Source organism: Amycolatopsis rifamycinica (assembly GCF_000695625.1).
Lineage (GTDB): Bacteria > Actinomycetota > Actinomycetes > Mycobacteriales > Pseudonocardiaceae > Amycolatopsis > Amycolatopsis rifamycinica.
Window position 1 is genome coordinate 143,156 of sequence record NZ_JMQI01000028.1, and the last position, 24,983, is coordinate 168,138.

Sequence of the window (24,983 nt, forward strand, 5' to 3'; positions counted from 1 at the left end):
TACCGTTCCTACTTTTCAGTAGGTTAGAGTCGGGCCCGACGAGAAGGGACCGGCCATGACGACCTACTTCGTGACGGGCGCGACGGGCTTCATCGGGAAACGCCTGGTCGCCCGGCTGCTGCGGCGGCCGGAGACGGCCGCGGTCTACGCGCTGGTGCGGGAGACCTCCCGCGAGCGCCTGGCCACGTACGCGCGGGACTGGCCGGGAGCGGACAAGCTGCACCCGGTGCTCGGCGACCTCGCCGAACCCCGGCTCGGCGCCGACCCCGCCGAACTCCCCCACCTCGACCACGTCGTCCACCTCGGCGCGATCTACGACCTGACCGCCGGCGAGGAGGCCAACCGGCGCGCCAACGTCGAGGGCACCCGGCACCTGCTGGCCTTCGCCGCCGCGGCACGGGCCGGGCTGGTGCACCACGTGTCGTCGATCGCCGTCGCCGGCGACCACGCCGGGCGGTTCACCGAGGCCGACTTCGACCTCGGGCAGCGCTTCGGTTCGCCGTACCACGCGACGAAGTTCCAGGCCGAAAAGCTCGTCCGCGAGCAGCCCCTGCCCTTCCGCGTCTACCGCCCCTCGGCCGTCGTCGGCGACTCGCGGACCGGCGAGATGGACAAGGTCGACGGGCCCTACTACTTCCTCCCGGCCATCTCGCGGCTGGCGGCCCTGCCCGGGCGCCTCCCGCTGGCCGCGCCCGACCTGGGCGCGACGAACCTGGTGCCGGTCGACTACGTCGTGGAGGCGATGGAGTACTTGATGCACCGGGACGCGCCCTCGGGGACGACCTACCACCTCGCCGCCGCGCGCCCGCAATCGCTCAACTCCGTCTACAACGCCTTCGCGCGGGCCGCCGGCGGGCCGGTGATCCGGGCCGTGCTGCCCGCCGGGCCGTCGGGCGCGCTGCGTCGCGCGGGCGGCCGCCTGGCGCACGCGGCCGCGGCCGGGATCGACCGCGTGCCGGGCGGCCGGGGCGCCCGCGCGGCCGTCCTCGAGGAACTGGGCGTTCCCCTGGCCGTGCTGCCGCACCTGACCATGGACGTCGTCTTCGACACCGCGCGCACCACGACGGCGTTGTTCGGCAGCGGCATCGAACTCCCGGAGCTGCGGGAGTACGCGGCGCCGCTCTACCGGTACTGGCGGGCCCACCTCGATCCCGACCGCGCGCGCCGCACCCCCGGCCTCGCCGGGCGCACGGTGCTGATCACCGGCGCGTCGTCCGGGATCGGCCGGGCGTCGGCGCTCGCCGTGGCCCGCAAAGGCGCGAAGGTCATCCTCGTGGCCCGCCGGGCTTCCGAGCTCGAAGAGGTCCGGGCGGAGATCCTCGCGGCGGGCGGCACCGCCGCGGCGTACCCGTGCGACCTCACCGACGGCGACGCCGTCGACGCGCTGGTCAAGGACGTGCTCGCCGACCACGGCGCGGTGGACGTGCTGGTGAACAACGCCGGCCGGTCGATCCGGCGCTCGGTCGCGCTGTCCACGCAGCGGTTCCACGACTTCGAGCGCACGATGGCGATCAACTACTTCGGCCCGGTCCGGTTGATCCTCGGCTTCCTGCCGTCGATGGCCGAGCGCCGGTTCGGCCACGTCGTCAACGTCACGACCCAGGGCCTGCAGACCGACACCCCGCGCTTCTCGGCCTACCTGGCGTCGAAGGCGGCGCTGGAGGAGTTCGGGCTGACGGCCGGGCGCGAGACGCTCTCGGACGGCGTCACGTTCACGTCGGTGCGGATGCCGCTGGTGCGGACGCCGATGATCGCGCCGACCGGCTACCGCGGGATCCCGTCGAGCAGCCCCGAACGCGCCGCCGCGCTGGTGGTGAAGGCCTGCGAGGAGCGGCCGGAGATCCTCAGCCTCCCCGAAGGCCGCGCCGCCGAACTGGCTACCCTGGCCGCGCCGAAGCTCGCCCGGTTCGCCGCGCACCTGGCCTACCGGGCGATGCCGGAATCCGCGCCCGAGGCGCGCGGGCTGCCCCGCCGGTCCGCGCCGGCGTCGATCGCGGCGACGGTGACCCGCCTGATCTGGCGCCGTCGCGCCTGATTTCCGCGAATTCCGCGGAAACGCTGGCACGCACGCGACGGTACTTCTACCCTCGCGCGAGTCCCGTACACCCGTGCGGGCTTCAACTGGGGAGTTCGAAATGCCGGTATCCAGCACAGGACAACGCACGGCCGTGACCGACGAGACGGCCGTGATCGGCACCGCGCGGCGCACCCTCGGGTGACGTCCGGCCGGAGCCGGGCTCGCGCCCGGCTCCGGCTTCCCGGTCGGTTCCGCCCACCCCCGGCGTCCTGACTGGGTCCGTTCCGGCGGGCGTCCGGGCGTGGTGCACGCGGGCGGGTGGTGGCGTGCACGCCGGTGCCCGCTCCGGCCGCTACCATCGCTTCCCGGGTGATCGGGAGCGGAAGGCGGGCGGGGCGTGGACGTGGCGAGTCCTGCGCAGGTCGCCACGACGCCGGCGCCGCCGGCGCGCACCCGGCCCCTGCTGCGCTGGAGCGTCCACGCCGGCTGGGTGCTGCTGCTCGCGCTGGCCACCGAACTCCGCGTCGGCCGCTTCGGCTTCCACCCCTCCGACCAGGGCTTCATCCTCGCCCAGGCGTGGCGGGTGCTGCACGGCGAAGTCCCGCACGCGGACATCATCTCCGCCCGCCCGCTGGGCTCCGCGGTGCTGCACGTCGCCGACTACGCGCTGCCGATGCCGCTGTTCTTCGGCTCCAGCTTCCTGGCCATGGTCGAAATCATCGTGGCCACGATCGCGTTCGCCGCGCTGGTCACGCGGCGCCGGGTGCTCGACTGGGGCCCGGGGATGACCGCGATCGTCGCGGCCGCGTCGCTGATCAACCTCAACGCCTTCCCCCTGATGGCCTGGCACACCATCGACGGCATCGCGCTCACCGCCTGCGGCGCCTGGGCCCTCGACGCGGGTCTGGGCAGCGGCCGCGCGCTCGCCCGCCGCGGCGGGCTGGCGCTGCTCGGCAGCGCCGTGTTCGTCAAGCAGAGCTTCGTGCTGGCCGCGGTGATCGGCCTGGTCTGGCTGCTGCTGCACCCGGCGACGCGGGCCGGCACGCGCCGCGCGCTGCGGCTGGTCCTCGACCTGCTCGCGCTCGGCGCGCCCGGGCTGGCGTACGTGGCGTGGGTGAGCCTCGGCGGCGGCTTCACGGAGATGGTGGAGCAGGTCACCGGCGGCGTGCCCGCGTACGGCGAGCGGCTGCTCGGGCTGTGGCTCGACGACCCGGAGGCGCTGACCAGGGCCCCCGGGCGCGAGCTGGGCTTCTTTGCCGCCATCGCCGTGGTGCTGCTGGCCGTCCGGCTGCCCGGCGACCGCCTCGGGGCGGCCGGGCGGGTGGCGTCCTGGGTGCTGGTGCTCGCCGGCGCCGCCGCGGTGGTCCGGACCGTCGTCGACGGCCGGTTCACCGGCGCCACGCGCTGGGCGGACGTCCTGTGGTGGATCCTCGCGGTCAGCGTGCCGGTGAACGCGGCCGTGCGGCGGAAGGTGCCGTGGCCCGGGCTGCTCGTGCTCGCCACCGGGTTCATGATCAGCCTGTCCTGGGGCAACGACACCCCGACGCTGCTCACCGGCACCCTGGCCCTGACGGCGTTGCTGCTGCTGGGCGAGCTGGTCCCGGCCCGGCCGCGTCGCTGGGTCACCGCGACGGCCGGCCTGACGGCGGTGGCGGTCTGCGGCGGGGTCGTCGTCGCCCGCCACGACCAGGCGGCCTACCTCGACGTCGGGCACGACCGGCTGACCGAGGACCTCGGGGCGGTCACCCCGGCGATGGCCGGCATCCGCACGAACCCGTCGACGTTCACCTTCGTCCGGCAGATCCGCGACTGCCTGGACCGCTTCCCGGCGCCGCGGACGGCGATCCTGCCGGACAGCCCGTTCGCCTACCCCGCGTTCGGCCTGCGCAACCCGTTCCCCCTCGAGTGGCCGCTGCCGCTGGAGATCGTCGGCGACGCGCCCGAGCGCATGCTCGCGACGGCGGACCGGCTGAACCGCGAGGGCGGTTACCTGGTCCTGTTCCAGACCGATTCGTACCGGATGCTCGCCACGGGCGGCCCGGTGCCGGAGTCGATCCCGGCCGGCACGCCGGTGTTCGACTACCTGGGGCTGGAGAAGGCGATCCAGGCCCGGCTCACGGGCCGCACCGTGACCTGCGGCAGCTTCGTGGGCGAGTACGTCCCCTAGGACTCCCGCACGGCCCCGGTGAACTCGTCGAACGCGTCGACCAGGATCCGCGCGACGTCGTCCTCCCCGGCCCCGGCGAGCAGTTCCTCGAACCGGGTGGCTTCGGCGCCCACCTCGGCGCTGCGCGGGAACATCGCCGCCTCGTACTCGGCGAGCGCGGTCTCGACGTCGTCGGGACGGGCGGCGAGGGCCTGGCCGAGCTCGGCGCCGTCGAGCATGGCCAAGTTGGCGCCTTCGCCGTTGGCCGGCATGAGGTGGGCCGCGTCGCCGATCAACGTCACCCCGGGGACCCGCGCCCAGCGGTGCCCGAGCGGCAACGTGTAGTGGGGACGCAGGACCGGCGCGGTGTCGCCGTCGGTGATCAGGGCGGTGAGCTCCGGTGCCCAGCCGTCGAACTCCGCCGCGATCCGGGCGGCGGCCCCGGCGGGATCGCCGAAGTCGATGGTGGCGAACCAGTCCAGCGGCCGGGCGAGCGACACGTAGGTGTGCAGCGTGTCCCCGCGCTCCCGGTGGGCGTGGATGCCCTTGCCCACCGACGGCACCATCAGCGAGCCGCCGCCCACCGCCTTCGCCGCGGCGGGGTGCCGGGTGTCGGCGTCGTACAGGTAGAGCTCGACGAAGGCCTCGCCGACGTACTCGGGAACCACCTCGGTGAGCAGCGGCCGGATCCGCGACCACGCGCCGTCCGCGCCGACCAGCAGGCCGGTGGTGAGGGTGCCGCCGCCGGCGAACACGACCTCGTGGCGGCCGGCGCCGACGGCGCGGGCGCCGGTCACCTTGTGTCCCCAGTGGACAGTGCCGGCCGGCAGCGCGTCGAGCAGCATCCGCCGCAGGTCGGCGCGCTGCACCTCGGGGCGGCCGCCGGTGCCGTCGTCGGCCCGCTCGGCCAGCACGGTCCCGTGCCGGTCGAGGACCCGCATCGCCTGCCTGCCGTCCAGGACGAGGCCGCGGAAGGCGTCCGTCAGCCCGGCCGCTTCGACGGCGAGCTGCCCGTTGTAGTCGTGGATGTCGAGCATCCCGCCCTGCGTCCGGGCCAGCGGGGACGGCTCGGCTTCGTAGACCGCGGCCGGGATGCCGTGGACGTGCAGGACGCGGGCGAGGGTGAGGCCGCCGAGGCCGGCGCCGACGATCGTGACCGGGGTGTGCATGCGTGCTCCTTCGGGCTGGGTGGTGACCTCCGAAGGCTGGCGAAGATCGCTGGCGCGCGACGCACACGGCGCTGACACGCTCTGGCAGGCGTCGCCGCGGCTGTCAGTCGGCGAGCAGGTCGTCCGGACTGCCGCTCGCCAGGCCCGCCAGGACGTCGAGCGCCGAAGCCAGCGTCGCCGCCGGCGGGGCCGACACCGCGATCCGCACCGCGTTCGGCGCGTGGCCCGGCAGCACCGCGAACGCCGCCGCCGGGGAGAGCGCGATCCCCCGGCGGGCCGCCGCCGCGACGAACGTCTCCGCCCGCCAGCGCTCCGGCAGTTCCCACCAGCGGTGGTAGGACGCCGGATCGCCGCGCAGGCCCGGCAGGTTTTCCGCCACGACGGCCGCGCGCGCGGCCGCGTCCCGCCGCTTCGCCGCCTCGATCTCGGCCAGGGTGCCCGTCACGATCCACTGCGTCGCCGCTTCGACGGCGAACCGGGACGCGGCCCAGGCCCCCGAACGCACCGACGACGCCAGCCGCGCGGTCCAGGACGGGGGTGCCACGAGGAACCCCGCCGTCAGGCCCGGGGCGACCCGCTTGGACAGGCTGTCGACGAACACCGTCCGCTCCGGCGCGTACGCGGCGAAAGGGCGTACGTCGTCGCGCAGGAACGTGTAGATGCCGTCCTCGATCACCGGGAGGTCCAGGCGGCCCGTGACCTCGGCCAGCTCGGCGCGGCGCCGCGGGGGCATCGTCGTGCCGAGCGGGTTGTGCAGGGTCGGCTGGACGTAGAGCGCGCGCACCGGTCCGGCCGCGGCCAGGGCCGCCGGTACCAGCCCGGACTCGTCGGTCTCGATCGGCACGAGCTCCACGCCGAGGCGCGACGCGAGGGCCTTCACCACCGGGTACGTCAGGGACTCCACCGCGAGCCGCTCGCCGACCGGCACGAACGCGGCGATCGAGGCCGCCAGTGCCTGCCTGCCGTTGCCGGTGAACAGCACCGTCGCCGGGTCCGGGCGCCAATCGCCGCGCGCGAGCAGGCCGGCCGCGGCCTCGCGGGCCACCGGGGTGCCCGCGGCGCCGATCGGGTGCAGGGCCGCGGTCAGGACGTCCTCGCGCAGCAACGGTTCCAGCGCGCGGGCCAGCCGCGCCGACTCCTCCGGCAGGACGGCGAAGTTGAGCTCGAGGTCGACGCGGGCGTCGCCGGGCTCGGCGAGGGCGGGTTCGGGCGGCGGCTTGGCCGCGCGGACGAACGTGCCGCGGCCGACCTCGCCGACCGCGAGGCCGCGCCGGACGAGCTCGCCGTAGACGCGGGCGGCCGTGGAGCCGGCGATGCCGCGCTGCCGCGCGAAGCGGCGCTGGGGCGGGAGCCGGTCGCCGGGCCGGAGGCGGCCGGCCTCGATCTCGGCGGCGATGGCGTCCGCGACGACGCGGTAGTCGTCCATGGTCCCCTCCCCGCCGGAAACGCCGTCGGCGAGCATGATCCCACCCGGGCTAGATTGGCCGTGGAGGTGCCATGACCGACCAGAACTGGACCGAAGTCGACGACTACCTCGCCGGCGCGCTGCTCGCCCCCGACCCCGCGCTCGACGCCGCGCTGGCCGACGCGGACGCCGCCGGGCTGCCGCAGATCGCCGTCGCGCCCAACCAGGGCAAGCTGCTCAACCTGCTGGCCCGGATGGCCGGGGCGCGGACGATCCTGGAGATCGGCACGCTCGGCGGGTACAGCACCATCTGGCTCGCCCGCGCGCTGCCGGCCGGCGGCAAGCTGGTGACCTGCGAATACGAGCCGAAGCACGCCGAGGTCGCGCGGGCCAACCTGACGCGGGCGGGCTTCGGCGAGGACGTCGTCGACATCCGGGTCGGCGCCGCGCTCGACACGCTGCCGACGCTGACCGGGCCGTTCGACTTCGTGTTCATCGACGCCGACAAGGCCAACCTCGCGAACTACGTGCGCGCCTCGCTGGCGCTGTCCCGGCCGGGGACGGCGATCGTCGTCGACAACGTCGTCCGGCAGGGCCGGGTGGCCGACGCGGGCAGCGAAGACCCGAACGTCCGCGGCGCCCGCGAGATGTTCGACGTGCTGGCCGCCGAGGACCGGATCGACGCGACCGCGGTCCAGACGGTCGGCGGCAAGGGCCACGACGGGTTCGTGCTGGCCCTGGTCCGCTGACTCACCGCGGCGGCCCCGCGGCCGCCGCGAACGCGCGCCAGACGTCGGCCGGGACGGAGTCGCCGGTCAGCTTGCGGCCGCTCGCGTCCTTCAGCCGCCGCTCGTCGTCGGAGCCGATCCAGACCGCCGTGGCCAGCTGCGGGGTGTAGCCGATGGCCCAGGCGTCCTGGTAGTCCGGGCTGTTGCCGTGCTCGGCCTCGCCGGTGCGCAGCGCCGCCGGGCCGCCGTCGCCGCGCAAGGTCTCGGTGACCTGCGCGGCGACGCGGCGGCTCGTTCCTTCGTCGCCGAACGCCGGGGCCGCGCTGTCGTGGTGTTCCCAGACGACCGAGCCGCTTTCGTCGCGCACCTTCGACACCAGGTGCGGGGTGGCGCGCCGGCCGTCGTTGGCGAAGGTCGCGTAGGCCCCGGCCACGTCCAGCGGCCGCAGCGGGTAGCGGCCGATGGCGATGCCCGCCCCGATGAGGAAGCCGTCCTTCTCGCGCAGGGTGGGAACGCCGTCGACGGCGTCCGGGATCCCCGCCTGCCGGGCGGCTTCGCTCAGCGCTTCCGGGCCGAGCTTCTTCGCCAGCGCGATGAACGGGCCGTCGGCGTGCGTTTCCATCGCCGAGCGCGGCGTGCACTTCGGGCCGCAGACGTCCGGGTACTGGAAGGTCTCGCCGAGGAACGTCAGCTTCGACGGTGCCGGGATCGGCTGGTCGAGGCCGTAGCCGCGGCGCAGCGCCGCGGCGAGCGTGAAGGGGTGGAACGCCGTGCCGAGCGCGTGCGGGGTCCCCGCGTAGTCGCGGACGCCCTGCTCACCGCCTTGGTAGGCGCGGACGGCCCCGGTCGCCGGGTCGATCGCGACGACGGCCCCGCGGAACTCCTTCGGCGCGCCGTGCAGCCTGTTCCGCAGGGCTTTCTTCGCGGCGTCCTGCCGGGCGCGGTCCAGCGTCGTCTCTACCGTCATGTTCCCCTGCTGGAGCCGGCCGAGGGGGAAGCCGTCCTGTTCCAGCTCGGCCAGGACCTGCTGCTTGACGTGGAATTCGTCGTAGGTGACCCGGCCGGCCCGGGTCTCCGACGGCGGCTGGATCTCGTTGCCGGGGTAGGCCATCGGCTCGTCGCTGCGCACGTACCCGCGGCTGACGAGCTTGTCGCGCACGTACTGCCAGCGCCGGGTCGCGTGGCCGTCGCCGGAGGCGGCGGGGTCGTGCACGGACGGCGACTGGATCATCCCGGCGAGGAAGGCGGCTTCGCTCCAGGTGATGGACTCGTCGAGCGGCTTGCCGAAGTAGGCGTTCATCGCGGCGGCGGGACCGAACGTGCCGCGGCCGAAGGAGATGATGTTGACGTAGCTTTCGAAGATCTGTTCCTTGTTCTGCTCCTGGGTGATCTTCGTGGCCAGCACGAGCTCGGCGAACTTGCGCCCGAGCGTCGCGTCTTCGTCGCCGGTGGACTTCTTGATGTACTGCTGGGTGATCCCGGACCCGCCGCCGACGCCGGTGAGGAACGCGCGGCCGATGCCGGTCGGGTCGAAGCCCTGGTTGTCCCAGAAGGTGGGGTCCTCGGTGGCGATGATCGCGTCCCGCAGCTTGGCGGGCACCTGCGCGTAGGGGACGAACCGGCGGTCGCCGTCGGCCGGGACCACCTTGAGCAGCTCGGACCCGTCGGCGTACTGCAGCACGACGGTCTTGTCGAGCCCGGCGAGCACTTCCTGGGGGCTGCGGACGTCGAGCACGAGGTAGGCGACCCAGAAGGCGATCAGCGGGCCGCCGATCAGGACACCGGACGTCCAGCCGGCGATCCGCCGGACGCGGCGCCACTTCGGGGTGCCGGGCTGGTCTTCTTCCTCCGTCGGCAAGGTCACGAACAGATGACGGCCGGCCGGAGAGGAAGGTTCGGTGGAGAAGCAACGAGGGTTGTTCGAATCCTGTGAAGACCCCCGCCGCCTCGATCGCCCATCCCCAGCCCCGGCCCGGCCCGGCCCGGCGATCATCAACGTCCTGCTCATCCCCCGTCCCCTGCCCGCCGCGAACCGGCCGAAGAGGTCTGCCGGCGGGTCCTCCGGATCCTGGGCCACCACGCACCGGCGGCGGATCGCGGCGCACCGTCGCCGCTACGACGCGGGCCACCGGGACGACGGCTGACGGGCGCTCAGGACAGGAAGGCGCGCAGCAGCGAAGCGGTGCCTTCGATGTGCTCGGCCATCGCCCGGCGCGCGGCGGGCGCGTCGCCGGCCAGGATGGCGTCGACGATCGTCTCGTGCTGGGCGTTGGAGTGCTCGAGGTTGGGCGGGAGCAGGGGGATCCGGTCGAGCAGCTGGTTGACGCGGGTGCGGGCGTCGGCCATCGCCGTGGTCAGCGAGCCGGACGCGGTCACCTCGGCGATGGCCAGGTGCAGGCGGGAGTCCTTGCGGCGGTAGTCGTCGAGGTCCGCGCCGGCGGCTTCGGCGAGCGTGCCGGTGAGGTGCCGTCGGTCGGCGGGGCTCAGCGACCGCGCGGCGGCCATCTCGGCGGCGCCGGTCTCGAGGACGTAGCGGAGGCTCAGCGCGTCTTCCAGCGAAACGGCGTCGACCTCGCCCCCGGGCTCGGGCGGGGCCGGCAGGGTGTCGTGCACGAACGTCCCGCCGTAGCGGCCCCGCCGTGACTCGACGTAACCGGCGTCGGAGAGGGCGCGGATGGCCTCGCGCAGCGTGACCCGGCTGACGCCGAGCCGCTCGGCGAGCTCGCGTTCGGACGGCAGCCGCTCCCCCGCGCCGACGACTCCCAGCCGGATGGCCTGCAGCAGCCGCTCGACGGTCTCCTCGAAGGCGTTGCCGGTGCGGACCGGCCGGAACAGCGCTTCGCCGGCATTCACCACCGGAGTCGACTCCATCCCGCGAGTCTAGGCGGGCCGCCCGCCCTCGGGCAGGCGCGGCCATCACCCTGTGTTCGCGGTGCGGAAAACCGGTGGCACCGGACGGCCACTCTTCGCGACGATGGGCGCACCGACACCGAACATCGACGCAGGGGGCGATCCGGTGCACTTCCTGATGGCTGAAGATCTGGTCCACGAGCGGGAGGGCGAGCTGCGCCGCGGCGTGCGCAACCGCCCACCCGGCCGGGCCACACCTCGCCGCCGCACGGGAACGCGGAAGCAGCAGCTGGGCTGGCGGCTGGTCGAGGTCGGCTTGAAGCTGGCCGTGGAACCGGACGACCCCCGGCCCTGACCCGGGGCACTTTCACGTGAAAGTGCCCCCCAGGGTCAGCAGTCGCGGCACTTCCACGTGAAAGTGCCCCCCAGGTCAGCACTCGATGACGTTGACCGCGAGGCCGCCGCGGGCGGTTTCCTTGTACTTCACGCTCATGTCGGCGCCCGTCTCGCGCATGGTCTTGATCGCCTTGTCCAGCGTCACCACGTGGCTGCCGTCGCCGCGCATGGCCATGCGGGCCGCGTGGATGGCCTTCGAGGCGCCCACCGCGTTGCGCTCGATGCACGGGATCTGGACCAGGCCGCCCACCGGGTCGCACGTGAGGCCGAGGTGGTGCTCCACCCCGATCTCCGCCGCGTTCTCCACCTGGGCCGGGGTTCCGCCGAGGACCTCCGTCAGGCCCGCCGCCGCCATCGCCGAGGCCGAGCCCACTTCACCCTGGCAACCGACCTCGGCGCCGGAGATCGAGCCCGTCTGCTTGAGGATCGAGCCGATCGCGCCCGCGGTGAGCAGGAACGTCACGATCCCGTCGTCCGTCGAGTGGCGGATGAACCGCTGGTAGTAGTGCAGCACCGCCGGGATGATGCCCGCCGCGCCGTTGGTCGGGGCGGTCACCACGCGGCCGCCCGCCGCGTTCTCCTCGTTGACGGCGAGGGCGTACAGGCTCACCCAGTCCATCGCGTACAGCGGGTCGTCCGCGCCGTCCTCGGCCAGGAGTTTCTCGTGCAGCGCGCGGGCCCGCCGGGGCACCTTGAGGCCGCCCGGCAGCACGCCTTCGTGGGTGCAGCCGTTGCGGACGCACTCGGCCATGACCGCCCAGATCCGCAGCAGCCCGGCCCGCACCTCGTCGCGCGAACGCCAGGACAGCTCGTTCGCCAGCATGACCTCGCTGATGGACATCCCCGTCGCCGCGCAGTGCTGCAAGAGGTCCGCGCCGGTGCGGAACGGGTACGGCACCGGCGTCGAGTCCTCGACGAACACCGTGTCCGTCTCGTAGGACTCGTCGCGGACGAAACCGCCGCCCACCGAGTAGTAGGTCCGCTCGCGCAGCAGCGACCCCGAGGCGTCGAACGCGCGGAACACCATGCCGTTCGGGTGCGCCGGCAGTGACTTGCGCCGGTGCATGGTGAGGTCGGTGTCCTCGTCGAAGGCGATCTCGTGCGTGCCGGCCAGTACCAGCCGCCCGGACTCCCGGATCGACGCGATCTTGCCCGGCACCGTGTCGGTGTCGATCTCTTCGGGACGCTCACCCGACAGCCCGAGCAGGACGGCCTTGTCGCTGCCGTGGCCGAACCCGGTCGCGCCGAGCGAGCCGAACAGCTCGGCCTGGACGCGCGACACCGAGCCGAGTTCCGCGCCGAGTCCGTCCACAAAGGTCAGTGCCGCTCGCATCGGCCCGACGGTGTGGGAGCTCGACGGGCCGATGCCGATGGAAAACAGGTCGAAGACGCTGATCGCCATTGATCCGCCCCTTCCTATCGCGCCAGCAGCGAGCTGGCCTCTTGCGAAGCCGGGCCCTGGTCGGCGAGGTGCGCCAGGTTTTCCGGCAGCTCTTCCCCACGGTGACGCTTGGTCTGGGCGTAGAGCCGTCCCGCGCGGTACGACGATCGCACCAGCGGCCCGGCCATGACACCGGCGAAGCCCATCGCCTCGGCGGCCTTGGAGTGCTCGACGAACTCTTCCGGCTTCACCCACCGGTCCACCGGGTGGTGCCGCGGCGAGGGACGCAGATACTGCGTGATCGTCAGGATCTCGCACCCGGCATCCACCAGATCCCGCATGGCCGGAGCCACCTCGTCCGGGGTCTCGCCCATACCCAGGATCAGGTTCGACTTGGTCACCAGACCGGCCTCACGAGCCTTCGTGATGACCTCCAACGAACGCGCATACCGGAAACCGGGACGGATCCGCTTGAAAATCCGCGGCACCGTCTCCACGTTGTGCGCCAGCACCTCCGGCCGCGACCCGAACACCTCCGCCAACTGCACCGGATCAGCATTGAAATCCGGGATCAGCAACTCCACACCCGTACCCGGGTTCAACGCATGGATCTGCCGGACGGTCTCCGCGTACAGCCATGCACCGCCGTCCTCCAGGTCGTCCCGGGCGACGCCGGTGACCGTCGAATACCGCAGACCCATGGCCTGCACCGACTCGGCGACCTTCCGCGGCTCGGTCCGATCCAGCTCGGCAGGCTTACCCGTGTCGATCTGACAGAAGTCACACCGCCGAGTGCACTGATCCCCACCGATCAGGAACGTGGCCTCGCGGTCCTCCCAGCACTCGTAAATGTTGGGACAACCAGCCTCTTCGCACACCGTGTGCAGACCTTCGCGGCGCACGAGACCCTTGAGCTCGGTGAACTCCGGACCCATCCGCACCCGCGTCTTGATCCACGACGGCTTCTTCTCGATCGGCGTCTCACTGTTGCGAACCTCGAGACGCAGCAGCTTCCGGCCTTCGGGCGACGCGCTCATCGGGAAAGGTCCGCGTACAGCGGGTGCTTCTTCGCCAGGCTCTCCACGCGGCCGCGGAGCTGGGACCGCACGGCGTCGTCGAAGTCCGGCTTCAGCGCTTCCGCGATGATGTCGGCGACCTCGGCGAAGTCCTCGGCCTGGAAGCCGCGGGTGGCCAGGGCCGGCGTGCCGATCCGCAGCCCCGAGGTGATCATCGGCGGGCGCGGGTCGAACGGGACGGCGTTGCGGTTGACCGTGATGCCGACCTCGTGCAGCCGGTCCTCGGCCTGCTGACCGTCCAGCGCGGACTGGACCAGGTCGACCAGCACCAGGTGGACGTCGGTGCCGCCGGTCAGCACCCGCACCCCCGCCGAAGCGCAGTCTTCCCGCGACAGCCGCGAAGCCAGGATGCGGGAGCCTTCGAGGGTGCGCTGCTGGCGCTCCTTGAACTCCTGGCTCGCGGCGATCTTCAGCGCGACGGCCTTGGCCGCGATGACGTGCTCCAGCGGCCCGCCCTGCTGGCCGGGGAACACCGCCGAGTTGATCTTCTTCGCCAGTTCCTCGCGGCAGAGGATGAGTCCGCCGCGCGGGCCGCCGAGGGTCTTGTGCGTGGTCGTGGTGACGATGTCGGCGTGCGGCACCGGCGACGGGTGCAGCCCGGCCGCGACCAGCCCGGCGAAGTGCGCCATGTCCACCATCAGGCGCGCGCCGACCTTGTCGGCGATCCGGCGGAACTCGGCGAAGTCGAGCTGACGCGGGTAGGCGGACCAGCCGGCGATGATCAGCTTCGGCTCGTGCTCGACGGCGAGGCGCTCGATCTCGGCGAGGTCGACGATCCCGGTCTCTTTGTCGACGTGGTAGGCGACGACGTTGTACAGCTTGCCGGAGAAGTTGATCTTCATCCCGTGCGTCAGGTGGCCGCCGTGCGCCAGGTCGAGGCCGAGGATCGTGTCGCCCGGCTTGAGCACGGCGAACATCGCGGCCGCGTTGGCCTGGGCGCCCGAGTGCGGCTGGACGTTGGCGTGCTCGGCGCCGAACAACGCCTTCGCGCGGTCGATGGCGAGCTGCTCGACGACGTCGACGTGCTCGCAGCCGCCGTAGTAGCGGCGGCCCGGGTAGCCCTCGGCGTACTTGTTGGTGAGCACCGAGCCCTGCGCCTCGAGCACGCCCACCGGGGCGAAGTTCTCGGAGGCGATCATCTCCAGGGTGGACTGCTGGCGGGTCAGCTCGTCCGCGACGGCGGCGGCGACCTCGGGGTCGACGTCGGCGAGGTGGGCGTCGAAAGTCGGCATCAGTTCTCCTGGGTGTGCGCGGCGTACGCGGCGGCGTCGAGCAGGTCCGGCACGTCCCCGGTCAGACGCACCTTCAGGAGCCATCCTTCGGTGTAGGGGTCGGAGTTGATGACCTCGGGGGTGTCCGATGTGGTGCCGTTCACCTCGACGACCTCGCCGGAGACCGGCGCGTACAGCTCGCTGACCGACTTGGTCGACTCGACCTCGCCGAACACCTCGCCGGCGGTGATGGCCGAGCCCGCTTCGGGCAGCTGGACGAACACGATGTCACCGAGCGATTCGGCGGCGAAGGCGGTGATGCCGACGGTGGCGATGCCGTCCTCGACCTTCAGCCACTCGTGTTCCTTCGTGTACTGCAGGTTCTCGGGGATGCTCACAGGAAGAGTCCTTACGCGCGGGAGTAGAAGGGCAGGGCGACGACCTCGACGGGCTCGATCCTGCCGCGGATGTCGACGGACAGCTCGGTGCCGGGCTCGGCGTACGCCCGATCGACGTAGGCCATGGCGATCGGGTAACCGAGGGTGGGCGACAGCGCGCCGCTGGTGACCTCGCCGATCTCGCGGCCGTCGGCCAGCACCGCGTAGCCGTGCCGGGGAGCGCGACGGCCGGCGCCCTTCAGCCCGACGCGCACGCGCGGGACGTCGGCCTTGGACCGCTCTTCGAGGGCCGCGCGGCCGACGAAGTCGCCCGGCTTCTCGAACTTGACCACGCGGCCGAGCCCGGCTTCGAAGGGGCTCTGCTCGACGGTGAGTTCGTTGCCGTACAACGGCATCCCGGCTTCGAGACGCAGCGTGTCGCGGCAGGCGAGACCGGCCGGGACCAGGCCGTGCGGCTCGCCGGCCTCCAGCAGCAGGCGCCACAGCGCCGGAGCCTCGTCGGCGTCGACGAACAGCTCGAAGCCGTCCTCGCCGGTGTAGCCGGTGCGGGCGAGCAGGACGTCGTGGCCCTTCACCGACGCCGGGACGCTCGCGTAGTACTTGAGCGCGTCCAGGTCGGCGTCGGTCACGGCGCCGAGGATCGCCGCGGCGTTCGGGCCCTGGACGGCGATCAGCGCGGTGGTCTCGGACTTGTCGTCCACGACGGCGTCGAAGCCCGCGACCCGCTCGGCCAGCGCGTCCGCGACGACCTTCGCGTTGCCCGCGTTCGCCACGACCAGGTAGTGCTCGTCGGCCAGCCGGTAGACGACCAGGTCGTCCAGGACCCCGCCCTCGGGGTCGCAGATCATCGTGTACCGCGCCCGGCCCGGCTTGACCCCGGACAGGTTGCCGACCAGCGCGAAGTCCAGGACGTCGGCCGCCTGCTTCCCGGTGACGTGGATCTCGGCCATGTGCGACAGGTCGAACAGCCCGGCCGCCTCGCGGACGGCCTTGTGCTCGGCCAGTTCGCTGGCGTACCGGACCGGCATCGACCAGCCGGCGAAGTCGGTGAACAGCGCACCGAGTCCCTTGTGGACTCCGTGCAGGGAGGTTTCGCGTGACACGGGTTCAGCCTTCGTAAGCGTTGAGGGGCGGGCAGGAGCACACGAGGTTACGGTCGCCGCGGGCGCCGTCGATGCGACGCACCGGGGGCCAGTACTTGTTCTTGCGCGAAACACCCGACGGGTACACCGCGAGTTCCCGGTCGTAGGGCTTGTCCCACTCCCCGACCAGCGTCTCCGCGGTGTGCGGGGCACCCCGCAACGGCGATTCCTCGGCACTCCAGCGGCCGTTGGTCACCTCGTCGATCTCGGCGCGGATGGCGATCATGGCGTCGCAGAACCGGTCGATCTCGCCCAGGTCCTCGGACTCGGTCGGCTCGACCATCAGCGTCCCCGCCACCGGGAACGACATCGTCGGCGCGTGGAAGCCGTAGTCGATGAGCCGCTTCGCGACGTCGTCGACCGTCACGCCGGTCTCCTTGGTGATCTGGCGCAGGTCGAGGATGCACTCGTGCGCGACCAGGCCGTCCTGGCCCGTGTAGAGCACCGGGTAGTGCGGCGCCAGGCGCGAAGCGACGTAGTTGGCCGCCAGCACGGCGACCTTCGTGGCCGCGGTCAGGCCGGGCGCGCCCATCATCCGGACGTACGCCCACGAGATCGGCAGGATCGACGCCGAGCCGTAGGGCGCGCCGCTGATCGGGCCGACGCCGGTCTCCGGGCCGGCGGCGTCGAGCAGCGGGTGGTTGGGCAGGTAGGGCGCGAGGTGCGCGCGCACCGCGACCGGGCCGACACCCGGGCCGCCACCGCCGTGCGGGATGCAGAACGTCTTGTGCAGGTTCAGGTGCGAGACGTCGCCGCCGAACTCGCCCGGCTTGGCCAGCCCCAGCAGGGCGTTGAGGTTCGCGCCGTCGACGTAGACCTGGCCGCCGCCGTCGTGCACGATCTTCGCCAGCTCGTCGATGCCGTGCTCGTAGACGCCGTGCGTGGACGGGTACGTGACCATGATCGCGGCGAGGGTGTCGCGGTGGGCGTCCACCTTGGACCGCAGGTCGGCCAGGTCGACGTTGCCCTCGTCGGTGCACTTGACGACGACCACGCGCATCCCGGCCAGCACCGCGGAAGCGGCGTTGGTGCCGTGCGCGGACGACGGGATCAGGCAGACGTCCCGGCCCTCGTCGCCGTTCGCGCGGTGGTAGGCGCGGATGGCCAGCAGCCCGGCGAGCTCGCCCTGGCTGCCCGCGTTCGGCTGGAGCGACACCTTGTCGTAGCCGGTCACCTCCGCCAGCCACTCGGCGAGCTGCGCGACGAGGACGTGGTAGCCCTCGGCGTCCTCGGCCGGCGCGAACGGGTGGATGCCGGCGAACTCGCGCCAGCTGATCGGCTCCATCTCGGCGGTGGCGTTGAGCTTCATCGTGCAGGAGCCGAGCGGGATCATGCCGCGGTCGAGGGCGTAGTCCTGGTCGGACAGCCGGCGCAGGTAACGCAGCATCGCCGTCTCGGAGCGGTGGGTGCCGAAGACCTCGTGGCCCATGAAGCCGCTCTCGCGGGCCAGGCCGTTGGGCAGGGCGGCACTGTCGTCGACGTCGGTCTCGATGCCGAACGCACGCAGCACCTTCGCGGTGATGGCGGGCGTGCTGACCTCGTCGAAGGCGACGCGGACGTGGTCGGCGTCGACGTGACCGAGGTTGATGCCGGCTTCGCGGGCCGCCGCGTGGACCTCGGCGGCCTTGCCGGGCACGCGCGCGACGACGGTGTCGAAGAAGGATTCGTGCACGACCTCGACGCCGCCGGTGCGCAGGGCGACGGCGAAGCCCGCGGCGAGACCGTGGACGCGCCGGGCGATCTTCTTCAGGCCGTCCGGGCCGTGGTAGACCGCGTACATCGCGGCCAGCACGGCCGGGAGGACCTGCGCGGTGCAGATGTTCGACGTCGCCTTCTCGCGGCGGATGTGCTGCTCCCGCGTCTGCAGCGCGAGGCGGTAGGCCGGGTTGCCGTCGGCGTCGACCGAGACGCCGACCAGGCGCCCGGGCAGCGAGCGCTCGAGGCCCGAGCGGACGGACATGTACCCGGCGTGCGGGCCGCCGTAGCCGAGCGGGACACCGAAGCGCTGCGTCGACCCGGCGGCGACGTCGGCGCCGAACTCGCCGGGCGAGGTGATCAGGGTGAGCGCGAGGAGGTCGGCGGCGACGGTGAACAGCGCGCCCGCGGCCTTCGCCGACTCGGAAATCGCGTGGTAGAAGCCGCGGCCGCGCAGCACACCGGACGCGCCCGGGTACTGGACGACGACGCCGAAGAACTCGTCGGGCAGGCCGGTGAGCAGATCACGGACCTCGACCTCGATGCCCAGCGCCTCGACGCGCGTGCGCACGACGGCGATGGTCTGCGGCAGGCATTCGGCGTCGAGGATGACCGTGTTGGACTTGGACTTCGACGCGCGCCGCATCAGGGTGACGGCCTCGGCGACCGCGGTCGACTCGTCCAGCAGGGACGCGTTCGCGGTGGCCAGGCCGGTCAGGTCGGCGACCATGGTCTGGAAGTTGAGGAGGGCTTCGAGCCGTCCCTGCGAGATTTCCGGCTGGTAGGGCGTGTACGCGGTGTACCAGGCCGGGTTCTCGAGGACGTTGCGGCGGATCACGCCGGGCGTGACGGTGTCGGAGTAGCCGAGCCCGATCATCTGCGTCATCGGCCGGTTGCGCGCGGCGAGGGCACGCAGCTCGGCGGTGGCGTCCTCTTCGGACGCCGCCGGCGGGAGGACGAGGTCACGGGTGGCGCGGATGGCGCTGGGGACGGCGGCGCCGACGAGGGCGTCCAGGCTGCCGTAGCCGCATTCGGCCAGCATCTTCGCGCGTTCGGTCTCGGACGGGCCGATGTGGCGGGCGTCGAACTGCGTAGAAGTGATCGGGAGCTCCTCGGGCCGGGCACACCAGTGCGCTGGAACTCCCCCTCTGTCATGGCACCTGAGAGTTTCACCGTGTGCGACACGGCTTTCACCTTGGGTGAGGCGCGGGTGCGCCTGCTTTCCAGAGTGGCCTCGCGCGAAGCGGTAGCAGGTACCTGAGAGATTCCGGGGAGTTTGCTCCTTCGGTGCCCCACCGATTTCGTGAGGGCTCTCCCGCCTCGGCTCGACGGCCCGATCTGCAGTTGTGACGGTCACGGTACCCGGCGGTTCCGGGACCCGTCTACATCACCCGGCCCACACCACAGTGCCCCTCGATCACGCCTCGATGGGCCCGGCGGCGACCCGGCGGACCACCCGGCCGGCCAGCACCGGCGGACGGCGGACCCGGCCCGAGGGCAGGACCAGGCGCTTGAGCGGGCCGCCCAGCGGGACCGGGGGCAGGCCCGCGCCCAGCAGGACCTGCTCGACGAGGTGCTCGGCGTGCCAGGCCACCGCGTCGTTGAGCCGGTCCAGGGACGGCCGGTCGCCGTCGAAGACGTCCTCGTCGGCGAGCGTCACCTCGAAGTACGCGCAGCCCGGCGGGACCGAGATCGCCTTCTCGATCGCCCGGGCCCCTTCCAGCGGGTCGTCGAAGCCCGCTTCGAGCAATGCCGAGCGGTAGATGCGGGCCGCCCGGGCACGCATCCGCGGCCCGTAGCGGACGACGACCGGGAGCCGTCCGGTCAGGTCCGGCACGGCCAGGCCGTGCAGCAGCATGATCGGCGGGACCGAGTGGACCAGCCGCGGCGCGGGTTCGGCCAGCTCGCGGGCGGTGATCCGGACGCGGTCGGCCATCGCGTCCGGGAGGCCGAAGTAGCGGAAGTCGACGTTGCCGAACCCGAGCCCGTCGGCGACCAGCGACGCCAGCAGCTCGCCGTAGCCCCAGATCGGCGAGAGCACGACCACCGGCGGCGCGGCGACGACCGGTGACGGCACGGGCGGCCGCGTCGCCTCCTGTTCCGGCACCTGGATCACCAGCCGCGGCGGCTCGTGCCAGTCGTGCACCTCGGCGTCCCGCCAGTACAGCCCCAGCGGGCCCCACAGCTCGCCGAGGACGTCGTGCTCGATGACGCGGCGCACCTCGGCGTCGTCGTAGGGCAGGTCCCGCGGCGGGACGATCCCGACGTAGTGGTGGTAGGTGACGCGGACCTCGTCGCCGCGGGTGGCCGAGCGGATCCGCATCTCCCAGTCGGTCGGCGACGCCGCGATCGCGTTCGCCACCTGCGTGCCGGGCGAGGAGTAGACGAGCGCGGTGGCCTGCCGGAGGAACTGCCCGGCCCGGTCGATGCCCTCCCGCAGCGCCTTCGCGGCTTGGGCCACGTGCACCGCCGAAGCGAGGCTTTCCGGCAGCACACCGGCGACGCGCAGGAGCTCGGCCTCCCCGAGCCCGGTGACCTCGGCGAGCTGCGGCCAGTGGTCGAACACCGTCACCTTCGGCGCGTGCCGGTGCTCGATCCAGCTGCGCAGGGTCGACGTCGGGACGCCGATGCGGCGGGCGGCCTCGTCCAGGGACAGCCCCCGGGCGCGGATGCCGGCCCGGACCGCTTCCGCCCACTCGTCGGCGCGCCAGTGCGTCACCTCACAAAGCTAACGAAACCCGCTAGCTTTGTGCGGGGACAACCCGCCCACGGCGCTCCGACGCTGGTCACCATGACCACCACCGTCGTCGCACTGACCCTGATCGTCGGCGTGCTGACCTTCGCCGCCGGCGCCTTCCTCGCCTCCGAGATCGCCACGCGCATCCTGCGGCGTCGCGAACGGCAGATCTCCGAAGAGCGCAAGAAGCTCAACGCCGCTTGGAACTACCTGCGGGAGGTCTACGGCGTCAAGAAACCGACCAGGCGTTAGAGCGGGGTGACGTACGCGCCGGAGATGCCGCCGTCGACCAGGAACTGCGAGGCCGTGATGAAGCTGGCGTCGTCGCTGGCCAGGAAGGCGACCGCGGCCGCGATCTCCTCCGGCTCGGCGAACCGGCCGACCGGCACGTGGACCAGCCGCCGCGCCGCGCGTTCCGGGTCCTTCGCGAACAGCTCCTTGAGCAGCGGGGTGTTCACCGGGCCCGGGCAGAGCGCGTTGACGCGGATGTTCTCCCGCGCGAACTGCACGCCGAGCTCGCGGCTCATCGCGAGCACACCGCCCTTGGACGCGGTGTAGGAGATCTGCGACGTCGCCGCGCCCATCACCGCCACGAACGAGGCCGTGTTGATGATCGAGCCCCGGCCCTGGCGCTGCATGTGCGGCAGGACGGCCTTGCAGCAGTGGTACACCGACGTCAGGTTGACCCGCTGGACCCGCTCCCACGCCTCGATGCCGGTGGTGAGGATGGAGTCGTCCTCCGGCGGCGAGATGCCGGCGTTGTTGAAGGCGACGTCGACCGAGCCGAACTGCTCCACCGTGCTGTGGAACAGGTACTCGACCTGCTCGGCGTCGGTGACGTCGGTCTGGACGAACGCGCCGCCGATCTCGTCGGCCGCGGCCTTGCCCGAATCCGGCGTGAGGTCGGCGATCACGACTTTCGCGCCTTCGCCGGCCAGGCGCCGGGCCGAGGCGAGCCCGATGCCGCTCGCGCCGCCGGTGATGACCGCGACGCGGCCTTCGAAACGCTGGACCATTACTCCTCCGTGCTCAGAAAGACGTTCTTGGTCTCGGTGAACGCCGCGGCGGCGTCCGGGCCGAGCTCGCGGCCGAGGCCGGACTGCTTGAAGCCGCCGAACGGCGTCCAGTAGCGCACCGACGAGTGCGAGTTCACCGAGAGGTTGCCGGATTCGACGCCGCGCGCGACCCGGAACGCGCGACCGGCGTCGCGGGTCCAGATCGACCCGGACAGGCCGTATTCGGTCGCGTTGGCCATCCGGATCGCGTCGGCCTCCTCGGCGAAGGGCACGACGGCGACGACCGGGCCGAAGACTTCCTCCGCCGCGGCCGGGTGGCGCAGGTCGGGCGGGGTGAGGACGGTCGGCGGGAACCAGAAGCCGGGCCCCGCGGGCGCGGTGCCGCGGATGGCGACGGGCGCGTCGTCCGGGACGTAGGAGGCGACCTTCTCCCGGTGCGCGGCCGAGATCAGCGGCCCCATCTCGGTCTTCTCGTCGCCGGGGTCGCCGACGACGACGCCGTGCACCGCGGGCTCCAGTAGTTCCATGAACCGGTCGTACGCGCTCGCCTGCACCAGGATCAGCGACCGGGCGCAGCAGTCCTGGCCGGCGTTGTCGAAGACGCCGTAGGGCGCGGTCGCCGCGGCTTTCTCCAGGTCGGAGTCGGCGAAGACGATGTTGGCGTTCTTGCCGCCGAGCTCCAGCGTCACGCGCTTCACCTGCGCCGCGCAGCCGGCCATGATCTGCCTGCCGACCTCGGTGGAGCCGGTGAAGACGACCTTGCGCACGTACCTGTGGTCGACGAACCGCTGTCCGACCACCGAGCCCTTCCCGGGCAGCACCTGGAAGACGTCCTCGGGGATGCCCGCCTCGCGCGCCAGCTCGGCCAGCCTGATGGCGGTCAGCGGCGTCAGCTCGGCGGGCTTGAGGACCACGGTGTTGCCGGCGGCGAGCGCGGGCGCGAAGCCCCAGCCGGCGATCGGCATCGGGAAGTTCCACGGCACGATCACCCCGACCACGCCCAGGGGTTCGTGGAAGGTGACGTTGATGCCGCCCGGCACCGGGATCTGCTGGCCGAGCAGGCGTTCGGGGGCGGCGGAGTAGTAGTTGAGGACGTCGCGGACGTTGCCCGCCTCCCAGCGGGCGTTGCCGATGGTGTGCCCGGAGTTTTCGACCTCCAGCCGCGCGAGGTGCTCGATGTCGGCCTCGACGGCGTCGGCGAAGCGGCGCAGCAGCCGCGCGCGGTCGCCGGGGGTGACGTCCCGCCAGGCCGGGAAGGCCGCGTGCGCGCGGGCGATCGCCGCGTCCGTTTCTTCGGCGCTGGTCAGCGCCACCGTCCGCACCACCTCCTCGGTGGCCGGGTTGAGGACGTCGAAACTGGTGGTCATCGGTTCTCCTTGCTCGCTTCGACGCTCGCTTCGACGCTCGCTTCGACGAGAGCCTGGAACAGCCGGACGTCGTCGGTGTCCTGCTCGGGGTGCCACTGGACGCCCAGCGTGAACTCGCCGGGCACCTCCGCGGCCTCGATCGTGCCGTCGGCGGACCGGCCGACCGCTTCCAGACCGGTGCCGAGCCGGTCGATGGCCTGGTGGTGGTAGCAGAGCGTCTTGGTCTCGGCCCCCAGGATCGCGGCGGCCCGGCTGCCTTCGGCGAGCGTGACCGTGCCCCGGCCGAACGTCGCCGGCGCGGGCTGGTGCCCGGTCGTTCCCGTGGCCTCCGGCAGGTGCTGGGTCAGGGTGCCGCCGAGGGCGACGCTCATCACCTGCAGGCCGCGGCACACGCCGAGCACCGGCTTGCCCGCCTGGCGCGCGGCGTCGAACAGGCCGAACTCGAAGGCGTCCCGCTCCGGCCGGACGTAGGTGGCCGGGTGCGGCTCGTGGCCGTAGCGCGCGGGTTCGACGTCGGCGCCGCCGGTGAGCACCAGCCCGTCCACAGTGGACACCAGCCGGTCGTGCGCGTCGGACACCGGCGGGAGCAGCACCGGGATGCCGCCCGCCGCGACGACGCAGTCGAGGTAGACCCGGTGCAGCAGCGCGGCCTCGGTGTCCCAGACCAGGAACTTCGCGGGTTCCAGGTAGGACGTCAGCCCGATGACGGGCTTAAAGGCGCTCGAAGCCACGGACGAGCTCCCAGTCGGTGACGGCGGCGTTGTAGGCGTCGATTTCGATCTTCGCCGCGTTCAGGTAGTGGTCGACGACCTCGTCGCCGAAGGCCGCGCGCGCCAGGTCGCTGCCCGCCAGGGCCGCGGCGGCCTCGGGCAGGGTGGTCGGCACGGTGGCGCGGTCGGAGTCGTAGGCGTTGCCGGTGAAGGGCGCTTCCAGCTCGAGCTCGTTCTCGATGCCGTGCAGCCCGGCGGCGACGAGCGCGGCGACGGCGAGGTACGGGTTGACGTCCCCGCCCGGCACCCGGTTCTCGACGCGCAGGGACTCGCCGTGCCCGACGACGCGCAGCGCGCAGGTGCGGTTGTCGGTGCCCCAGGCGATCGCGGTCGGCGCGAAGCTGCCGGGCACGAACCGCTTGTAGGAGTTGATGTTCGGCGCGAGGAAGTACGTCAGCTCGTGCAGCGCGGCGAGCTGGCCGGCGAGGAAGTGTTCCATCAGCTTCGAGAAGCCGTGCTCGCCGTCGCCCGCGAGAACCGCGCGCCCCTCGGTGGAGCGCAGGCTGATGTGGATGTGGCAGGAGTTGCCCTCGCGCTCGTTGTACTTCGCCATGAAGGTGAGGCTCTTGCCCTCCTGCGCGGCGATCTCCTTGGCGCCGTTCTTGTAGACGCTGTGGTTGTCGCACGTGCTCAGGGCATCGGTGTAGCGGAAGGCGATCTCCTGCTGGCCGGGGTTGCACTCGCCCTTGGCGGACTCGGGGTAGAGCCCGGCGCCGGCCATGTCGTTGCGGATGCGGCGCAGCAACGGCTCCAGCCGGGCGGTGCCCAGCATCGAGTAGTCGACGTTGTACTGGTTGGCGGGCTTGAGGCCGTGGTAGCGCTTGTCCCAGGCGGCTTCGTAGGTGTCGTCGAAGACGATGAACTCGAGTTCGGTGCCGACGAAGGCGGCGAGCCCGCGTTCGGCGAGGCGGTCGAGCTGGCGGCGCAGGATCTGGCGCGGCGACACCGAGACCGGGCCGCCCTGCACGCGCTCGACGTCGGCGAGCACGAGCGCGGTGCCCTCCTGCCACGGGATCTCCCGCAGTGTCTCGAGGTCGGGACGCAGCACGAAGTCGCCGTAGCCGCTGTCCCAGGAGGAGAGCGCGTAGCCGCCGACGGTGTTCATGTCGACGTCGACGGCGAGCAGGTAGTTGCAGGCCTCGGTGGCGTGGCCGACGACCTCGTCCAGGAAGTACTCCGCCGAGCAGCGCTTGCCCTGCAGCCTGCCCTGCATGTCGGTGAGCGCGACGAGCACGGTGTCGATCGTGCCCGCGTCCACGCGCGCGGTGAGTTCGTCGAGCGTGAGCATGCCTCGCCTGCGTGCCATCCGTCGCCCCAAAGGTTTGGTATGAATCCTTTGCCGGTCCTTCCTACCCGGTGAGCCCCGCCGGGTCAACCGGAACAAAGGTATCTTTTTGAACCATTGCGACGGCGGCCGGATTGTCCGGGTTGCCCGGCTGAGAAGAGTCTGTGAATTCGCCCGCGCGGGAGGAAAACGGG

The 24,983-nt window shown here is 72.4% G+C and carries 20 protein-coding genes and 1 riboswitch; of the genes, 5 read left to right on the top strand and 15 right to left on the bottom strand.

The window, feature by feature from the left end:
- The first annotated feature begins 55 nt into the window (after window positions 1-55).
- A complete protein-coding gene (locus tag DV20_RS15125) occupies window positions 56-2,035 on the top strand; it encodes an SDR family oxidoreductase (RefSeq protein ID WP_043780592.1) in 1,980 nt (659 codons plus the stop codon).
- Window positions 2,036-2,414: 379 nt separating this feature from the next.
- On the top strand, window positions 2,415-4,184 hold the full coding sequence (locus DV20_RS15130) for a hypothetical protein (protein WP_043780596.1): 1,770 nt from the start codon (window positions 2,415-2,417) through the stop codon (window positions 4,182-4,184).
- On the opposite strand, the gene DV20_RS44930 is transcribed toward DV20_RS15130, so the two are convergent.
- Together DV20_RS44930 and DV20_RS15140 are read right to left on the bottom strand one after the other, a co-directional pair.
- Window positions 4,181-5,332 (bottom strand): FAD-dependent oxidoreductase, encoded by a 1,152-nt coding sequence (locus DV20_RS44930; protein ID WP_043780598.1) that lies wholly within the window; start codon window positions 5,330-5,332, stop codon window positions 4,181-4,183. The genes DV20_RS15130 and DV20_RS44930 overlap by 4 nt on opposite strands.
- 103 nt (window positions 5,333-5,435) lie before the next feature.
- Window positions 5,436-6,758, bottom strand: a complete 1,323-nt coding sequence (locus tag DV20_RS15140; RefSeq protein ID WP_043780961.1) for an aminotransferase-like domain-containing protein — start codon at window positions 6,756-6,758, stop codon at window positions 5,436-5,438.
- 71 nt (window positions 6,759-6,829) lie between these two features.
- Here DV20_RS15140 and DV20_RS15145 point away from each other — a divergent pair, with 71 nt between their 5' ends.
- The gene (locus DV20_RS15145; RefSeq protein ID WP_043780601.1) at window positions 6,830-7,486 is read left to right on the top strand and encodes an O-methyltransferase; all 657 of its coding nucleotides are present in this window, start codon (window positions 6,830-6,832) and stop codon (window positions 7,484-7,486) included.
- Between the two features lies 1 nt (window position 7,487).
- Here the strand turns inward: DV20_RS15145 and DV20_RS44030 are convergent, their stop codons facing one another.
- Window positions 7,488-9,329 carry a transglycosylase domain-containing protein gene (locus DV20_RS44030; protein ID WP_235190844.1) on the bottom strand — a complete coding sequence of 614 codons (1,842 nt, stop codon included), beginning with the start codon at window positions 9,327-9,329 and terminating at the stop codon, window positions 7,488-7,490.
- Window positions 9,330-9,616: 287 nt separating this feature from the next.
- A complete protein-coding gene (locus DV20_RS15155; protein WP_043780603.1) occupies window positions 9,617-10,336 on the bottom strand; it encodes a FadR/GntR family transcriptional regulator in 720 nt (239 codons plus the stop codon).
- Between the two features lie 157 nt (window positions 10,337-10,493).
- On the opposite strand from DV20_RS15155, the gene DV20_RS15160 reads away from it, so the two are divergent.
- Window positions 10,494-10,670: a hypothetical protein gene (locus tag DV20_RS15160; RefSeq protein WP_235190845.1), complete on the top strand. Its 177-nt coding sequence runs from the start codon at window positions 10,494-10,496 to the stop codon at window positions 10,668-10,670.
- 75 nt (window positions 10,671-10,745) lie between these two features.
- Here the strand turns inward: DV20_RS15160 and DV20_RS15165 are convergent, their stop codons facing one another.
- The 7 genes from DV20_RS15165 to DV20_RS15195 all read right to left on the bottom strand — a co-directional run bounded on the left by DV20_RS15165 (window position 10,746) and on the right by DV20_RS15195 (window position 20,333).
- The gene (locus DV20_RS15165; protein WP_043780604.1) at window positions 10,746-12,113 is read right to left on the bottom strand and encodes an L-serine ammonia-lyase; all 1,368 of its coding nucleotides are present in this window, start codon (window positions 12,111-12,113) and stop codon (window positions 10,746-10,748) included.
- A 14-nt stretch (window positions 12,114-12,127) separates the two neighbouring features.
- Window positions 12,128-13,129 (bottom strand): lipoyl synthase, encoded by a 1,002-nt coding sequence (gene lipA / locus DV20_RS15170; protein WP_043780607.1) that lies wholly within the window; start codon window positions 13,127-13,129, stop codon window positions 12,128-12,130.
- On the bottom strand, window positions 13,126-14,400 hold the full coding sequence (gene glyA / locus DV20_RS15175) for a serine hydroxymethyltransferase (protein WP_043780608.1): 1,275 nt from the start codon (window positions 14,398-14,400) through the stop codon (window positions 13,126-13,128). The genes lipA and glyA overlap by 4 nt, the downstream gene beginning before the upstream one ends.
- A complete protein-coding gene (gcvH, locus tag DV20_RS15180; RefSeq protein WP_043780611.1) occupies window positions 14,400-14,777 on the bottom strand; it encodes a glycine cleavage system protein GcvH in 378 nt (125 codons plus the stop codon). The genes glyA and gcvH overlap by 1 nt, the downstream gene beginning before the upstream one ends.
- Before the next feature lie 11 nt (window positions 14,778-14,788).
- On the bottom strand, window positions 14,789-15,880 hold the full coding sequence (gene gcvT, locus DV20_RS15185; protein ID WP_043780613.1) for a glycine cleavage system aminomethyltransferase GcvT: 1,092 nt from the start codon (window positions 15,878-15,880) through the stop codon (window positions 14,789-14,791).
- 4 nt (window positions 15,881-15,884) lie between these two features.
- Window positions 15,885-18,716, bottom strand: a complete 2,832-nt coding sequence (gene gcvP / locus DV20_RS15190) for an aminomethyl-transferring glycine dehydrogenase (RefSeq protein WP_043780968.1) — start codon at window positions 18,714-18,716, stop codon at window positions 15,885-15,887.
- Window positions 18,717-18,848: 132 nt separating this feature from the next.
- A riboswitch (glycine riboswitch) is annotated at window positions 18,849-18,942 on the bottom strand.
- An 89-nt stretch (window positions 18,943-19,031) separates the two neighbouring features.
- Window positions 19,032-20,333, bottom strand: coding sequence for a helix-turn-helix domain-containing protein (locus tag DV20_RS15195; protein ID WP_043780616.1), 1,302 nt, complete (start codon window positions 20,331-20,333; stop codon window positions 19,032-19,034).
- Window positions 20,334-20,405: 72 nt separating this feature from the next.
- Here DV20_RS15195 and DV20_RS15200 point away from each other — a divergent pair, with 72 nt between their 5' ends.
- A complete protein-coding gene (locus tag DV20_RS15200; protein ID WP_043780618.1) occupies window positions 20,406-20,603 on the top strand; it encodes a hypothetical protein in 198 nt (65 codons plus the stop codon).
- On the opposite strand, the gene DV20_RS15205 is transcribed toward DV20_RS15200, so the two are convergent.
- Genes DV20_RS15205 through DV20_RS15220 form a run of 4 tightly spaced genes read right to left on the bottom strand, consistent with a single transcriptional unit; the run spans window position 20,600 to window position 24,810 of the window.
- Window positions 20,600-21,367 (bottom strand): 3-oxoacyl-ACP reductase, encoded by a 768-nt coding sequence (locus tag DV20_RS15205; RefSeq protein ID WP_043780620.1) that lies wholly within the window; start codon window positions 21,365-21,367, stop codon window positions 20,600-20,602. The genes DV20_RS15200 and DV20_RS15205 overlap by 4 nt on opposite strands.
- Window positions 21,367-22,734, bottom strand: coding sequence for an aldehyde dehydrogenase family protein (locus tag DV20_RS15210; protein WP_043780621.1), 1,368 nt, complete (start codon window positions 22,732-22,734; stop codon window positions 21,367-21,369). The genes DV20_RS15205 and DV20_RS15210 overlap by 1 nt, the downstream gene beginning before the upstream one ends.
- The gene (locus tag DV20_RS15215; RefSeq protein ID WP_043780623.1) at window positions 22,731-23,465 is read right to left on the bottom strand and encodes a gamma-glutamyl-gamma-aminobutyrate hydrolase family protein; all 735 of its coding nucleotides are present in this window, start codon (window positions 23,463-23,465) and stop codon (window positions 22,731-22,733) included. Before DV20_RS15215 ends, DV20_RS15210 begins: the two co-directional genes overlap by 4 nt.
- Complete coding sequence (locus tag DV20_RS15220) at window positions 23,446-24,810, bottom strand: glutamine synthetase family protein (protein WP_200876427.1); 1,365 nt, start codon at window positions 24,808-24,810, stop codon at window positions 23,446-23,448. Before DV20_RS15220 ends, DV20_RS15215 begins: the two co-directional genes overlap by 20 nt.
- Between the last annotated feature and the right edge of the window lie 173 nt (window positions 24,811-24,983).